Origin of the sequence: Microbacterium salsuginis (assembly GCF_012524205.1) — a bacterium.
GTDB lineage: Bacteria > Actinomycetota > Actinomycetes > Actinomycetales > Microbacteriaceae > Microbacterium > Microbacterium salsuginis.
On sequence record NZ_JABACI010000004.1, the window covers coordinates 736,947 to 751,825 of the forward strand.

Below are 14,879 nucleotides of genomic sequence, written 5' to 3' on the forward strand. Positions count from 1 at the left end.
AGGAGAGAGGGTGCCGGAACCGGTCATCGAGGTCGAAGACCTCCACGTCGAGTACCGTCTGCGGGGTCGCAGCAGCGCCAAACAAGTCATCTGCGGCGTCGACCTCGTCATCAACGAGGGCGAGACCCTCAGCTTGGTGGGGGAGTCGGGCTCGGGAAAGAGCACGATCGGCCGCGCGCTCCTCGGGCTCGCGCCGGTCTCTCGCGGAACGGTGCGGTTCGACGGTGTGGATGTCACTCGGATGACGCGCCGCCAGCGTCGCCCACACACCGCCGGACTGCAGGCGATCTTCCAGGATCCCTACTCATCGCTCAATCCCGCCATGACAGTCGAGAGCATTCTGAGCGAGCCGTTGCTCGCACGTGGCGTCAAAGATGCGCGCCGACAGGTGCAGCAGCTGCTTGACAGCGTGCAGCTCCCCGCGGACGCGGGTCGGCGATTGGCCAGCGAGTTCTCGGGCGGACAGAGGCAGCGGATCGCGATCGCACGGGCGCTGGCGTTGAGTCCGAGACTGATCGTGTGCGACGAGCCGACGAGCGCCCTCGACGTGTCGACACAGGCACGCATTCTGGCTCTGCTGCGTGAGCTTCAGGAACGCACGGACGTGGCGTATCTCTTCATCAGCCATGACCTGGGCGTTGTACGCCACATCAGCGATCGCATCGCGGTGCTGCGGCACGGCGAGATCGTGGAGACCGGCAGCACGGTCAAGGTCACCTCCAGCCCGACACATCCTTATACTCGTGAACTTCTTCTCGCCACCCCCGTCACTGATCCCGCCGAGCAGGAGCGGCGGCGGCGAGCCCGCCTCGAGCTGCGGGCGCAGGGAGGGCAGCAGCATCACCATGCAGCTTGAGGGAGACCGGGCCAGCTGGCGCGGTGGCTGGGTGGGGGCTCCGCAGTCGGTGGACGGATCGCGACTGCACCGTGTCGCATTTCGCACCCGCGTCGATCTGGCCACCACTCCCACGTCATTGCCGATTCGAATCAGTGCCGATTCGCGGTACGTCCTGTGGGTGAACGGTCGGGAGATCGGCCGGGGTCCGGTCAGAGGCCAGCCGTATCGATGGACCTTCGACTCATACGACATCGCACCGGATCTGACCGTCGGAGTGAACGTCGTGGCTGTGCTCGTCACCTTCTACGGCTCGGAGAACGCCATCTGGCAGCGCTCGCGGGCCGTGGACGGCTTGGGAACTCGCGCCGCCCTCGTCGTCGACGCTCCGAGCGACCAGCCTGGATTGTCGACCGGAGGCGACTGGCTGGCGCAGCCACTGGACGCATGGTCTACGACGCCTGCGCGGGGTTTGCTCGGCGCCCTTCCGATCGAGATCCTGGATCAACGACTCTTGAACGACGCCTGGAAGACGGCGCCTGCCGCATCCGCGGGATTCGCGCCGGTCGGTTCGGCGCACGCGACGCACCCGGGCAGTTCCCGGCGATCGCGTCCGCCGGTGTACCCGTACGGTGCCCTCCGTCCGCGGGGGATGGCACCGCTTGAAGGTGCGGTCGTCTCGCCCGACGTCGCTCGGGTGACGCGGCCCGGTCCCGTGGACGAGCACACCCCGGTCGACACGGTCCACCGAGCACTCTCGGCGGCGGCCCAGTGGAGAGATGAGCAGGGGCCTGAGCAATCGACCGGGCCAGCCGATCCGATCCTCTGGACCTTCGACTTCGGGAGGGTGCTCTCGGGATTCGTCGAGTTCGACTTCGAGGCGCCGGAAGGGACGGTGCTGGATCTGGCCTACCTCGAGCGCAGCTTCGACCCGTCCAAGACGCGATACCTACCGGTCGCCGGCGCGCGGGTCATCGCGTCCGGTGGCCGCGGCCGGTTTCGAGCCCTCGAGACCAACGGTCTTCGTATCGTCGCGGTGCTGGCCACACCCCCGCTCCGCGGCGCCGTGACGATCCAGCAGCTACGCGTGCACGAGCATCTTTACCCCATATCGGGCGGCGCCTCATATTCCTCCAGTGATGCCGACCTGGAGCGGCTATGGCGTGCTGGTCGACGCACCGTGCACCTGAACTCGGTTGACGCATTCACCGACTGCCCCACTCGGGAGCAGCGCGCCTGGGTGGGCGACGCCGTGGTGCATACTGCAGTGCAGCTCGTGGCCAATGAGGACTGGCGACTGATTGAACGGCACCTCGAGATGAGCGACTCGCCTCGTCCGGACGGCATGCTGCCGATGTCGGTCGCGGGCGACATCGAATCAGCCGGGCGCTATTCGATCCCGGACTGGTCTCTGCACTGGCTGCACGCCGTCTGGTTGTACGCGCGGACGTCCAAGCGGGCCGAGTTTATTCGCGCGCGGCTGCCGACAGCCGAGCGCATGCTCACGTGGTTCGAACAGTACATGACGCCCGACGGCGTGCTGACGGATGTCCCGGAATGGGCGATCATCGACTGGTCGAGCGTCTTCACGACCGGCAAGAGCGCCATCCTCACGGCGCTCTGGACGCGCGGGCTGGCGGAGTTCGCCGAGCTCAGCGAGTGGGTGGGAAATCACGGCAACGCGCGCCGCGCGAGCAATCTGGTGGCGCGTATCACCCCGGCGTTCGAATGCTTCTGGGACAGCGACCGACAGCTGTACGTCGACCACATTGTCGACGGATGCCAGCAGCCGGCCGTGTCGCAAGCAGCCAACGCTGCGGCGATCGTCGCCGGTGTCGTCCCTCCGGACCGGCTCGAACCGATAGTTCTCCGTCTGACCGACGAGGACGCCCTCGTGACTCGCGGATGGAACAGCGCGTCTCCCACGGTCCCGCTGGATCGGAAGATCCAGGATCGGGCGGACGGCGTGCAGCGGGTCGACTGGGATGTGAACCGGCAGATCGTGCGGGCCGAGCCGTTCTTCTCGTCCGTCGTGCACGAGGCGGTCGCGAAGGCCGGTCGTGCGGACCTTATCCCCGGCCTTCTGCGTCGGTGGCTCACCTTCCTCGAAGACGGCTACGACACATTCGGTGAGTGCTGGGAATGGGGCACCCCGGCACACGGATGGAGCAGCACCCCGACCAGCGACCTGGTCCGGCACGTCCTCGGCATCCGACCCCAGGACCTCCCGCGTGACGCGTACCTCATCGAGCCGGTGCCCGGTCAGGCGGATTGGACGACGGCGGACGTTCCCACTCATCGCGGACTCCTGTCCGTCGAGGTGAGGGGGAGTCATCTGCGCGTCGACGCGCCGCTGCCCGTCGTCATCAAGACATGGGACGGTCAGAGCGTGGAGCGTGCAGCCGGAACGCATCGGATAGACCTCGCCACTGGAGCCCTCGTCACGAGCGTTCCTGAACCGCGGGCGACGACAGGGCGAACGGAAGGACGCACATGACTGACGATCTGACCGAGACGCGTGCTGAACGACCCAACGTGCTCGTGATCCTCACCGACGAGTGGCGCGCCCACAACGTGGGCTACGCGGGCGACCAGCACGCCCGGACTCCGAACATCGACCGGCTCGCGTCCGAAGCCATCAATTTCTCGCAGGCCGTCTCCGGACAGCCGATCTGCTGTCCCGCCCGGGCGAGCTTTCTCACGGGCCAGTATCCCCTCGAGCACGGGGTGTACATCAACGACGTCGAGCTTCGTCCCACGGGACCCACGCTCGCCGAAGCGTTCCGCGACAACGGCTACCGCACCGGGTACATCGGCAAATGGCACCTGTACGGCAGCCCGGACGGTCGATTCGAACGCCGGGACGCCTTCATTCCTGTCGAGTCGCGTCACGGCTTCGAGTATTGGAAGGCCCTGGAGTGCACGCACGACTACAACCACTCCGCGTACTACGCCGGTGACGACACGACCAAGAGGCACTGGGACGGATACGACGCGTTCGCGCAGACGGACGATGCGCTGGGCTTCATCTCGGACGGTGAAGCCGGCGAGCCGTTCTTCCTGATGCTCTCCTACGGTCCGCCCCATTTCCCGCTCCAGACTGCGCCGGAGCGATTCCGCCAGCTCTATCAGGACGCCGACATCCAGGTCCCCCCGAACGTCCCGGAATGGGCGGCGGACAGCGCCCTCCACGATCTGCGCGGCTACTACGCGCACATCGCCGCTCTGGACGAATGCGTCGGTCGTCTCCTCGATGGCGTCCAGTCGACCAACACGATCGTGGTCTTCACCTCGGACCACGGCGACATGCTGTGGTCGCAGGGTCTCGAGCACAAGCTGACCGGTTGGGAGGAAGCCGTCAGGGTGCCGCTGCTCATCCGGACGCCTACGCGCCAGGCGGCCCGCTCGACTCAGCTGTTCAACAGCCCGGACCTCATGCCGACGCTCTTGGGGTTCGCCGGGCTGCCGGTCCCCGACACCGTGTCGGGCATCGACCTGTCGCATCCGGATGCGGGACCGACGACCGCGTTCCTGAGCGCTCCTGTGGCCTACTCGAGCATGCGCCGGGCCGGCTTGGCGGAGTACCGCGGCGTACGGGACGGTCAGTACACCTACATACGCAGCATCCACGGGCCTTGGCTGCTGTACGACAACGTCGACGACCCGTTCCAGCTGCGCAACCGCTGTGGAGATCCAGACCTTGCCTTTGTGCAGGAACGGCTCGAGCGGGAGCTCGCAGGCTGGCTGACGCGTCTCGGTGACGAGTTTCTCCCGGGTGACAACTACCTGCGTCGCGATGGGCTGGGGCATTATTTCGAGGTCAACGAGCCTCTCGGATTCAGCGGGACGAGGCAGTGGGCGTCGACCATTCAACGCGGCCGTGCGTTCAGCATCGACACGGCGCTCAAGGCGATCACTGAAGATCCCGCCGCGCGCGCCATCGTCGACGCTGCTCGGCCCGGCGTGCTCGGCTCCGACGTCCCCCTTCATGACCGACGGTCTCTTCGGCTCCTGGCGATGTCCGACGCGGAGCTGTTCACCGACGATGAGCTCATCGACTTGGACCGCAGCCTCCTGGCGCTCGGCCCGCGGCCGAGCGATCCGATCGACTCAGTCGCGCTGCCGGCCTGGCCTCCGAAGGAGCGGCTGGTGCCGATGCAATCACCGACGGCGGCACCGGTGTAGACGCCGGCACCGACGCGGATAGCGACGCGGGTCCGGTCACAACCGGAGTCGATCGTCACGCTCGTGCGCGGACGCCCCGGTCACGGGTGGATCCCAGACACTCTGGTTGGCGCCGGTAGGAGCTCTCTTGCCGACGATCGGGGGCCGCCCTCGTGCTCATGAGGCGGATGCGCGCCGAGCGCTGAGGTGAGCGGTGTGTGGCTGCAGCCGAGTTGGCCGCACACCGCTCGCGGCGGGTAGCGCGAGGCATCATCGCCGCTCCGAGCCGGATGTCGGAGCAGAAGTACATCTGGCGAAGGATGTGCTCTCCTGCAACCTCAACCTACGTTCGTTGATGTGCGTGCGCCATCGTCCTTCGCTTCCTTCCGCTTCTCCGCTGTCGCGCTGGTGCTCATGCTCTGCGCCGCAGTGGTGCTCCCGTTCCCGGGCAGCCTCAGCGTGGTCGTCACGCGGGCGCTGTCGTCATTCGCTTCGGCACCTGGGATTGAGGTGGCATCCGACGGAGGCTTGATACTGCTTGCCGCCGCAACTGTCCAGGCAGTCGCGTTCGCTTGGGTCCGGCGTCCCGTGGATCGACCTGCGCTTCTCGCCGGCGTCTTCGGGGTGGTGCTGGCATATGGGTTCAGCGAATCGCTGAAGCTCGTCTTCGCGCAGGCGCGCCCATGCACCGTGTGGGTGACGGGCGGCGAGTGCCCGCCTGCCGGCGATTGGTCCCTGCCCTCGAATCACGCAACACTGGCGTTCGGGGCCGTGGTCGTCCTGGCGGTCGCTACTCGGTCGCTCTGGCTTGCGGGCGCGGCCCTCGTCGTCGCTTTCGCCGTCGCTGCGGGGCGGGTCCTGCAAGGCGTCCACTATTCGCACGATGTGGCGATCGGGGCACTGCTGGGGCTGGGTACTGTCCTCGCCTTGGTGTGGTTCGCAAGAAGCCGGCAGCTTCGCCGCCTCGACTCGGACGCTCATTGAGGGCGGCGTTGCCGACGAAAAGGACACGCCAGCAATGGGCGAGAATGTCCTGCGCGGCCTGGTGCGCATCTAGCTGCCAGCGTTCACGGCCGCGCGCGGGAGCCCTCGTGCGGTTGCCCGTGTGCAATTGCGAACCGTCCGGGCGTTGTCCCGAGTACCTTGCGGAAATGCCGGGTGAGGTGGGCCTGGTCGTAGAAGCCGGCTTTCACGGCGACGGAGGCCGGCGTTGCGCCGTCGAGCAGCAGTCTTCGCGCGAGGTCGACCCTCCGGCTGGTCACATAGCGGTGTGGCGGTGCTCCGAACTCTGTCGCGAAGGCGCGCGCGAGGTGACCGGGGTGGGCACCTAAGAGCCGGCCGGCCTGAGCGAGCGTGATGCCGTCGACAAGATGAACCTCGAGCAGATCGCGCAGACGTCGGGCGACGGTGCCGTCGGGCGTGTCGCGAAGGTTCTCGCCGACGTCGGTCGCGAGGCGGGACGCGAGCGCGAGGAGGGTCGCTTCTGCCGCGAGTTCCTCGCCGGGGGTTGCCAACGCTTGGTGCGCACGGCGGGCGGCGGGGACGAGATCGATGCGACTGGGCTGATCCACGATGCGGCCGGCGCGTCCCTCCGGCATCCATGATGCGTGGAGGTAGGCGACGCGTTTGCGGAACCCGGAACTCTGGGGTGCGGCGCGCCCATCGTGCGCGACTCCGGGCGGCAGCAGCGTGACGGCCGACGCGTCAGCGATGCGTGCCCGGCCGCCGAGTTCGTAGGCCACCGCGCCCTCGTCGACGAGAAGAATGGCCCAGTCGGCGTGCACATGCGGGGGATACGCGTGATCGGTCATGCGGGCATGAAGCACCTCACGCACTCCGGGGACGGCGGGATGCCAGGCCTGCATCCAGTTGTCGTCACCCATGCGAGAAACGTACAAGACCGACTGACTGCAGGGGGCGGATCATCGGAGGATGATCGACGAGCCCGTACGTTTCTCCACCCGAATCGCCCTGGTGCTGCGGGATGATTTGCTGCCTTGGCAGGCGGTGAACGTCGCCGCGTTTCTTGCAAGCGGTGTCGCCGTCCAGCATGATCTCTTGGGCGAGCCGTACGTCGACGCCGAGGGCGCCGAGTATCTGCCCATGTTCGGGCAGCCCGTTGTCGTGCTGCAAGGCGATGGTGAAACGCTGCAGGGAGTTCGGGCAAAGGCCATGGTGCGTCAGCTGCGCGTCGCGATCTACGACCGGGGAATGTTCTCCACCGGTCACGACTCGGCGAACCGCGACGTGGTGGCGCGGGCGGCCGGCGCTGATCTGGACCTCGTGGGTGTCGGGATCCACGGGGCGAAGAACGCCGTGGATCGCATCCTCAAGGGTGTGGCGCGCCACCGCTGAGCATTCGACGCCAGTGTTTGCACAGCATCCCGAATCGCGCTCGCGGTCGAGAGGGATGCCGCAGGCGCGGGAAGCGTCACCGGGTTCAAGGATCCAGGCGGCAACGTGTTCTACATCTTCGACCAGCCCGCACGCTGAGAGCCGGGTCGCCGCACGCCGGGCGCGGACGCCCGCGATCGAGTGGCGCGGGCCAGATCCGCCGCGCGCCACTCGATCCCGGACCGCACGCTCAGACGCGGCTCATCGTCGACGGATACCCGCCGCCCCCGGGATAGACCCACTCGCCGATCATCTCTCGGTCGTCGTCCGAGAACGTGCCCCGGAAGTACGCCGGACTGCCCTTGGCGCCCGCCCAGATCGTGAGGGTGTCGCCATCGAGCTCGTAGACGTAGTCGAACGTGTTGCCCTGCGAGTCGTAGAAGCGCGATGCGACGTCCTCGCCGACCGGCTCTCCAAACGGGTGCAGGTTGCCGATCACTTCGAAGCCCTGCACCTTCTGACCGAACTGCTCCAGGTCCACGTCCTGGATGAGGAAGAACCCTCCGAGAGCCCACTTGTAGGTGACTCGGCCCGGCGCTCCTCCGGTGACCGTCCATTCGCCGACGAGCCGGTCCAGCGCGGCCAGCTGTGTGCTGGGCGTCGCGAGCTCGCTCTGGTAGCCGTCGATCTCGGGCGTCGTGTTGTCAGACATGTCATCTCCTATCGATTGGGGCGGCCGGATGCCGCTTTCACAGGTCACGACGGAGCCGTCATCGTGTTCTCGACATCGAGGTCGAAGAATCCGGCTCGGCGAATTCCGGCGGCGATGTCAATCCGACGCGGCCGGCTCCGTGGTGTCTTTCGATACCCCCGTCCGGGGGTCGAGAAAGGAAGGCACCATGACCATCGACACGACAACAGGACGCACCGTGATGGCGCCGCTCCTTCGAGTGTCCGCGTGACGCGCGCCGATATCCTGCCCGTGCACACCTCAGCGCAAGGGAGAACCGTGAAGTTCCTGCTGCTCAGCTACACACCCGCCGATTCGTGGGATGCCGCCACCGCCGACACGCCCAGCCAGGAGGCGCTCGATGCCTTCGCCGCTTATCAGAAGTTCGAGGCGCGCCTGCGGGAGACGGGCGAGTTCGTTCTCAGCGAAGGACTGGGGCATCCGGCCGTCACGACGACGGTCCGCAAGACGGCGGACGGCGTCATCGCGACAGACGGTCCGTTCGCCGAGCTCAAGGAAGTGCTCGCCAGCTTCGCCATCCTCGAGTGCAGCAGCATCGAGCGTGCGCGCGAGATCGTCGCCGAGATGGTCGCTGTGCTCGGCGAGCCCATGGAGATCCGTCCGATCATGGGCGACGACTTCGCGTGAACCACCCGTCCGACGGCCGGCGCATCGAGGACCTGCTCCGCGAGGAGGCGCCACAGGTGCTCGGTGCGCTGGTCCGCCGGTTCGGACGCTTCGACGCGGCAGAGGATGCCACCCAGGAGGCCCTCCTCGCCGCATATCGCACGTGGCCCACTGACGGCATTCCCACCGAGCCGCGCAGCTGGCTGATCAGGGTCGGCTACCGCAAGCTCGTCGATCTGCTGCGCTCTGAGGACGCCGACCGGCGCCGTGAACACGACTGGATCGCCGGCGACCCCCGCGTTGTGAATCCCGCCGAACCCGGACCAGCCGTCGTCCACGGCGACGACAGCCTGGAACTGCTCGTCCTGTGCTGTCACCCGACGCTCAGCGCGCCCTCGCAGATCGCCCTCACCCTGCGCGCCGTGGGTGGTCTCACGACTGCCGAGATCGCGCACGCGTACGGTGTGACCGAGAGGACGATGGCCACCCGCATCAGTCGCGCCAAGCAGAGTCTCAAGAAGGCGGGTGCGCGATTCGAGCTGGGCGCTACGGGCGACCTCTCGGAACGGATCACCGCTGTCGAGCGGGTGCTGTACCTGATCTTCAACGAGGGATACACCGCGACGGCCGGGCCCGATCTCACTCGCGTGGATCTCACGAGCGAGGCGATCCGGTTGACGCGTCTGCTCGTGAGCTCGCGACCCGACGATCCGGAGGCCCATGGCCTGCTGGCTCTCATGCTGCTGACAGAGGCGCGACGAGATGTCCGGCAGCTCGACGACGGGCTCGTCCCGCTCGAGGATCAGGACCGCGCGGGCTGGGACAGACGGCTGATCGAAGAAGGCACGCGACTGATCGAAGCCGCGTGGGCGCGTGAAGCCGTCGGGACGTATCAGCTGCAGGCTGCGATCGGCGCCGTCCACGCGAACGCTGCGACCGCGGCCGACACGGACTGGTCGCAGATCGCGGCGCTCTACCTCTGGCTCGAGCGTCTCGAGCCGACCAACCCGATCCGGCTGAGCCGTGTCGTCGCGGTGGCGCGGGCCTTCGGTGCTCTGCGTGGTCTCGCGCTCCTGGACGAGCTCGATCGCACGCACTCGCTCACCGCTGACCCACTGACGGCCCTCCGAGCTCAGATCGTGAGGGCGCATCTGCTGGACGAGCTCGGCGACCATGATGCCGCCCGGTCGGGCTTCGCGGACGCCGAGCAGCTCGCCACCAACGACGTCGAGAAGCGATACCTCGCCGAGCGCGCACGTCCTTGACGTCGCCGTGGTCAGCGCGGCGCCCGGCGCGACACCACCGCCTGGCGCACCGGTTCCCCAGTGGGGTGGGGCGTCGCTCCGCGTACCGGCCCGAGACGTGGTCGTGCGCGCCGCTCGCAGACGCTGATCTTCGAAGCGGAGAAGGAACCCGCGGGCGTTACCTCGCGACCCGCTCCGTCACGGCGCCCAGCCGTGAGACTGCAGCCACGACAGGCACAGGGCCGTCCACGCCGAGGCGGTGCCGGCATCGCGCGCGAGGCTGAGTGCATGGTTTCCGCGTTCGAAGATGTGCGTCTCGTGGGGAACGCCGGCGCGCGCGAGGGCTGACGCGAGCAGGTAGGCGTGCTCGACCGGCACGACAGTGTCGCCGCCGGTGTGCCACAGGAAGGTGGGCGGCGCCTCGGGCGCGACGAGACGGTCGAGCGAGGTCGCCGCGCGAAGGGCGGGGTCGGCGTCCTCGCCGAGCAGGTTGACCCGCGAGGCGCCGTGCGTGCCGAGCTCCATCGAGACGGGCGGGTAGGCGAGCGCCACGAAGTCGGGCACCTCGTCGCGCTCGCCGTCCGGCGCGTAGGCGGCCAGGCCTGCCGCGTGCCCGCCCGCCGAGAAGCCCATCACGCCCACGGTCTCGACGCCTGTCGAGCGCGTCTCGCGGATGGCCTCCCGGATCGCGAGGAGCGGAGCCGGATGCCGCGTCAGGACGGGATAGCGGAAGACGGATGCCGCAACCCCGGCCGACGCCAGCCACTCGACGATCGGCTCCGACGAGCGCTCCGCATGCATCGCGTAGCTCCCGCCCGGCAGCACCAGGACGTGCACCGACGCGCTGCTCACTGGGGCACCGCCCGACCCCGCTGCCGGAAGTCCTCGAGCACGCGATCCCACGGGATGACACCGCTTGCCTCGGCCCACCGCTGCCACGCCGCCTCGAGGTCGGCGACGAGCCCGGGATCCTTGGCGGCGATGTCCGCCGTCTCGCCGCGGTCGGCATCTATGTCGTACAGCTCCCAGGGGCGGCCGTACTCACGGACGAGCTTGAAGCGTCCGCGACGGGCGGCAGCGTTGCCCATGTGCTCCCAGCACAGGGTCCGCTCCGCCGGAGCATCCCGAGAGGCGGGTTCCCTCCAGATCTCGAGCAGGCTCGCCCTGGGCCTCTGGACAGGATTCCCGACGGCATCGAGGATGCTGGGCACGATGTCGGTGATGTGGGCGGGTGCGTGCGCGACGGCTCCGCCGGCGATCCCGCCGGCCGGCCAGTTCGCGATGAACGGGGATGCGATGCCGCCCTCGTGGACCCAGCGCTTGTAGAGGCGGAACGGCGCGTTCGAGAGGTGCGCCCACGGCCGTCCGTAGCTGGAGTACCCCGCCTCCGGGCCGGGACGGATGCCGGGCTCGTTCCCGACCTCGACCTCGATGCCGTCCCGCGTGAGCGGCGGGCAGATGTCGGGGTTCATGCGTCGTCCCGAGAACGGCAGCTCCTCCGCGCACGCGCCGTTGTCGGAGCAGAAGACGATCAGCGTGTCGTCGCGCACGCCGTGAGCCTCGAGCGTGGCGACCACACGGCCGATGCCGCGGTCCATGATCTCGACCTGCGCCGCGTAGACGGCCATTCGCTCGGCCTCCCACTCCTGGTCCGCAGCATCCGTCCACTCCGAGACCTCGGGGTCGCGCGCCGAGTCCACGGCAGGCGTGATGCCGAGTTCATGAAGCCGCTCCGCGCGCTCTTCCCGCAGCCGGTCCCAGCCGGCGCGGTAGCGGTCGCGGTAGCTCGCGACATCCGCTTCGCGCGCGTGCAGCGGCCAGTGCGGTGCCGTATAAGAGAGGTACAGGAAGAACGGCGTCTCCTGCTGCGCCGATCGTCCGACGAAGTCCGCCGCACGGCGGGACAGGTCGTCGGTGAGGTAGTAGTCATCGGACGGCTGCTCATCCACGCGTCGCTCCCCGTCGTACAGCGGGGGCCGGTAGTAGCTGGAGGCGCCGGGGAGGATGCCGTAGAACTCGTCGAATCCGCGACGGGTCGGCCACGTCTCGTTCGGTGCGGAGATGTCGGAGGAGAGGTGCCACTTGCCGACCAGTGCCGTTGCGTATCCCCGAGCCTTCAGCAGCTCGGCGATCGTCGGGACCTCGAGGCTCAACGATCCCGCATACCCGTGCGGTCGGTCGTCGGTCGTGAGGATGCCGATGCCGACGGAGTGGGATTCCCGGCCTGTGAGCAGAGCCGCGCGCGATGGGCTGCAGCGCGGGGTCGCATAGAACGCGCTCATCCGCACGCCGGATGCAGCCAGCCGGTCGAGGTTCGGGGTCTCGATCTCGCCGCCGAACGCACCGGCATCCGAGAAGCCGAGGTCGTCGGCGAGGATGACGATGATGTTCGGTGTGGTCATGCGGCCGTTCCGCCGCTGTCGAGGAGCGCCGAGCGATACGGGGCGATGAACTGTTCGAGCGCACTCCGCTCGGATTCCGAGCATGGTGCGAGGGGCGGCGCCACGTGCGGCGGCAGCAGGCCGAGCATGTCCAGGATGGCCTTCACCGTAGGGACGCCGGGCCGGATGCCGTGCATGCCGGTGAGGGCCGTCGTGATCCGCTGCGCCTCATCTGCTGCGGCGTCGTCGCCCGCGCGGAGGGCGGCGACGAGCCGGAGCGACAGCGCGGGTGCCACATTGCCGGTGCCCGGCACGATGCCGTCCGCGCCGCGGCGCAGCCCCGCCACGAGTGCGGTCTCACCGCCCTGGCTGACGCCGAAGTCAGGACGCGACTGCTTGAGGGCGACGAATCGCTCCAACGTGGCGAGGTCGCCGGAGCTGTCCTTCACGCCGATGACGTGCGCAAGTCCCGCGAGCTGCTCGATGACGGCCGGGCTGATCTCGCTCGTGTAGCGGGGCAGGTTGTAGACGATGACCGGGATGCCGAGTCGTTCGAACCGGCGGTAGTGGTCGAAGATCTCGTCGTCCCGGTGCCGGAAGTAGAAGGGAGGACACAGGGCGACGGCATCCGCCCCCGCATCGACCGCGATCGCGCCGCGCTCGAGCGCCTCCGTCGTCGCGGGCGCGGTGGCATTGACGACGACGACTCCGTCTGGCACGCGCTCGCGCCAGGCGGCGACCATCTGGGCGACGTACGGCGAGAGGCTGCTCGTGGCGAGCAGCGGTCCCTCGCCGTTGCTGCCGAGCAGCATGAGCTTCGTGACGCCGGCGGCGGCCATCGCGTCCAGCAACCGCGTGCTGGTGGAGGCATCCGGCATCCCGTTCTCGTCCAGGCCTGTCACCAGCGGGACGACGAGCCCGTCCAGCAGTTCGGTGCCGTTCATCAGTAGGGCCGCACTTCCGGCAGATCGGGCCACGCCAGCTCGATACCCTCCTCGACGAGCCGCGCCTGGAACCGCGCGAGCTCACCGGCGTCGTTGCGCACTCCGGACGGCGTCAGTCCGCTCTCGAGGCAGTGAGCCGCGAGAAGCCCGGCGACCTCGCCGACGTTCCACTCCACGGGGTGAAGGCGGAAGCACCCGTTGGTGATGTGGGTCGTGCCGATGTTCTTGCCCGCGGGCAGCAGATTGGTCACGCGCTCGGGGATGAGCGCCCCGAGCGGGATCTGGAACGGGCAGCTCGCGACGTCGATGTAGTTGTCGCCGCCCGTCGAGGGGTGCAGGTCGATGCGGTACATGCCGATGCCCACGCTATCCGGGTAGTCGACCGCGCCGGCCTCGCCCCGGACGGCGTACGAGAGGTCCTGCTCGACGACCGTGTACTCCGCGCGGATGCGGCGGGACTCGCGGATGTACGGCGCCTTCGCGAACCCGTCCTGCGTTCCCATGACGTCGGGGCGCAGGCGCAGACCCGGCCAGCCGCGGCCGCCGTCGGGGCGCGGCGCCTCGGTCTGCAGCCAGTAGAGCATGCTCGAGGCCAGCTCGCGGCTGCCGTCCAGATGGCGCTGCTTCTCGTCGTCCTCCACTCCGATGAGACCGCCGTCGAGGTAGTCGATCATCGGCCAGTTGACGATCGTCACCTCGCTGTCGCAGAACCCGGGCTCGAAGACGTCGCGAGACACGATGCGGCGGAACGCCCACAGTTCGCGGTCGCCGGGATCGACGCTCTGATCCGCGACCACCTCGCCGGCCTTCTCGTGCGGCACGAACCGACGTTCGAGCGGCTCGAGCGTGCGCGGGTCCGGAGCGGTGAGGCCGAGCAGCGGCCCGGGCCAGTAGTCAGGTCGGTACGAGCGCCAGTAGTCGTAGCCGGCCGGGCGCTCGATCGTATGATCCTCGCCCTCGCGATACTCCAGCGCGAACACCCACGAGAAGGCCTGCATGTTGTCGGGCTGCGGCGCATCGGCGGCGCTCGGCTCACCCGTCTGCTCGCGCGACTCGAAACCCGTGACGAACTCTGTGCCGGTGAGGGGCAGCAGGTCGCCGAGCTCGGTCGCATCCAGGAAGTACCGGGCCTTCACCGTGACATCGCCGGCGGGTCCGCGCAGGGTCACCCCGGTGACCTCGTCCCCGTCCGTGTCGGCGGCCACCGGGGCGTGGTTGTACAGGACGCGCAGGCGTCCGGAGGTCAGGTAGGGCGAGACCAGGGATTCGAGGACGGATGCCGCGACCCGCGGTTCGTGACAGAGCCGGCTGACGCGTCCGCGGCCGGGATTGAGCTCGGGGTCGGCCATCGCCTCCTCCGTGAGCGGGTACCAGCGGCGGTAGTGCTCGCGGATGCCGTCACGCAGGGCGCGGTACGTGCGAGTCGCCCCGAACCGCTCGATCCAGGGGTGCTCGTCCGGCGGAACGCCCTGGCTCGTCAGCTGACCGCCGATCCAGTCGGTCTCTTCACTGACGATCACCCGAAGCCCGCTGCGCGCGGCGCTCAAGCCTGCCGCCACACCGCCCAGTCCCCCTCCCACGATCAGCACATCGCACGTCTCGACCCCGATTTCAGCCAAC

At 68.5% G+C, this 14,879-nt stretch carries 13 protein-coding genes; 7 read left to right on the plus strand and 6 right to left on the minus strand.

What is annotated here, in order from left to right:
* Positions 1 to 10: 10 nt before the first annotated feature.
* The 4 genes from HF576_RS15200 (at position 11) to HF576_RS15215 (ending at position 5,983) form a co-directional block, all read left to right on the plus strand.
* A complete protein-coding gene (locus HF576_RS15200) occupies positions 11 to 856 on the plus strand; it encodes an ATP-binding cassette domain-containing protein (RefSeq protein ID WP_168913623.1) in 846 nt (281 codons plus the stop codon).
* A complete protein-coding gene (locus HF576_RS15205; protein WP_168913624.1) occupies positions 846 to 3,332 on the plus strand; it encodes an alpha-L-rhamnosidase-related protein in 2,487 nt (828 codons plus the stop codon). Before HF576_RS15200 ends, HF576_RS15205 begins: the two co-directional genes overlap by 11 nt.
* On the plus strand, positions 3,329 to 5,020 hold the full coding sequence (locus HF576_RS15210; protein ID WP_168913625.1) for a sulfatase family protein: 1,692 nt from the start codon (positions 3,329 to 3,331) through the stop codon (positions 5,018 to 5,020). Before HF576_RS15205 ends, HF576_RS15210 begins: the two co-directional genes overlap by 4 nt.
* A gap of 336 nt (positions 5,021 to 5,356) precedes the next feature.
* The gene (locus HF576_RS15215) at positions 5,357 to 5,983 is read left to right on the plus strand and encodes a phosphatase PAP2 family protein (protein ID WP_168913626.1); all 627 of its coding nucleotides are present in this window, start codon (positions 5,357 to 5,359) and stop codon (positions 5,981 to 5,983) included.
* Between the two features lie 83 nt (positions 5,984 to 6,066).
* On the opposite strand, the gene HF576_RS15220 is transcribed toward HF576_RS15215, so the two are convergent.
* Positions 6,067 to 6,882 carry a helix-turn-helix transcriptional regulator gene (locus tag HF576_RS15220; protein ID WP_168913627.1) on the minus strand — a complete coding sequence of 272 codons (816 nt, stop codon included), beginning with the start codon at positions 6,880 to 6,882 and terminating at the stop codon, positions 6,067 to 6,069.
* A gap of 49 nt (positions 6,883 to 6,931) precedes the next feature.
* Here HF576_RS15220 and HF576_RS15225 point away from each other — a divergent pair, with 49 nt between their 5' ends.
* The gene (locus tag HF576_RS15225) at positions 6,932 to 7,354 is read left to right on the plus strand and encodes a DUF2000 domain-containing protein (RefSeq protein WP_168913628.1); all 423 of its coding nucleotides are present in this window, start codon (positions 6,932 to 6,934) and stop codon (positions 7,352 to 7,354) included.
* A 229-nt stretch (positions 7,355 to 7,583) separates the two neighbouring features.
* On the opposite strand, the gene HF576_RS15230 is transcribed toward HF576_RS15225, so the two are convergent.
* Positions 7,584 to 8,045 carry a hypothetical protein gene (locus HF576_RS15230; protein ID WP_168913629.1) on the minus strand — a complete coding sequence of 154 codons (462 nt, stop codon included), beginning with the start codon at positions 8,043 to 8,045 and terminating at the stop codon, positions 7,584 to 7,586.
* A gap of 246 nt (positions 8,046 to 8,291) precedes the next feature.
* Here HF576_RS15230 and HF576_RS20425 point away from each other — a divergent pair, with 246 nt between their 5' ends.
* A complete protein-coding gene (locus HF576_RS20425) occupies positions 8,292 to 8,711 on the plus strand; it encodes a YciI family protein (RefSeq protein WP_343234300.1) in 420 nt (139 codons plus the stop codon).
* Positions 8,708 to 9,955: a DUF6596 domain-containing protein gene (locus HF576_RS15240; protein WP_168913630.1), complete on the plus strand. Its 1,248-nt coding sequence runs from the start codon at positions 8,708 to 8,710 to the stop codon at positions 9,953 to 9,955. The genes HF576_RS20425 and HF576_RS15240 overlap by 4 nt, the downstream gene beginning before the upstream one ends.
* A 177-nt stretch (positions 9,956 to 10,132) precedes the next feature.
* Here HF576_RS15240 and HF576_RS15245 read toward each other — a convergent pair whose 3' ends face one another.
* The 4 genes from HF576_RS15245 to HF576_RS15260 are packed head-to-tail and all read right to left on the minus strand — an operon-like array spanning position 10,133 to position 14,878.
* Positions 10,133 to 10,786: an alpha/beta hydrolase gene (locus tag HF576_RS15245; protein ID WP_343234301.1), complete on the minus strand. Its 654-nt coding sequence runs from the start codon at positions 10,784 to 10,786 to the stop codon at positions 10,133 to 10,135.
* Positions 10,783 to 12,336, minus strand: coding sequence for an arylsulfatase (locus tag HF576_RS15250; RefSeq protein WP_168913631.1), 1,554 nt, complete (start codon positions 12,334 to 12,336; stop codon positions 10,783 to 10,785). Before HF576_RS15250 ends, HF576_RS15245 begins: the two co-directional genes overlap by 4 nt.
* Entirely contained in the window at positions 12,333 to 13,259 is a 927-nt protein-coding gene (locus HF576_RS15255; protein WP_168913632.1) for a dihydrodipicolinate synthase family protein, read from the minus strand. Before HF576_RS15255 ends, HF576_RS15250 begins: the two co-directional genes overlap by 4 nt.
* A complete protein-coding gene (locus tag HF576_RS15260; protein WP_240948918.1) occupies positions 13,259 to 14,878 on the minus strand; it encodes an FAD-dependent oxidoreductase in 1,620 nt (539 codons plus the stop codon). Before HF576_RS15260 ends, HF576_RS15255 begins: the two co-directional genes overlap by 1 nt.
* Between the last annotated feature and the right edge of the window lies 1 nt (position 14,879).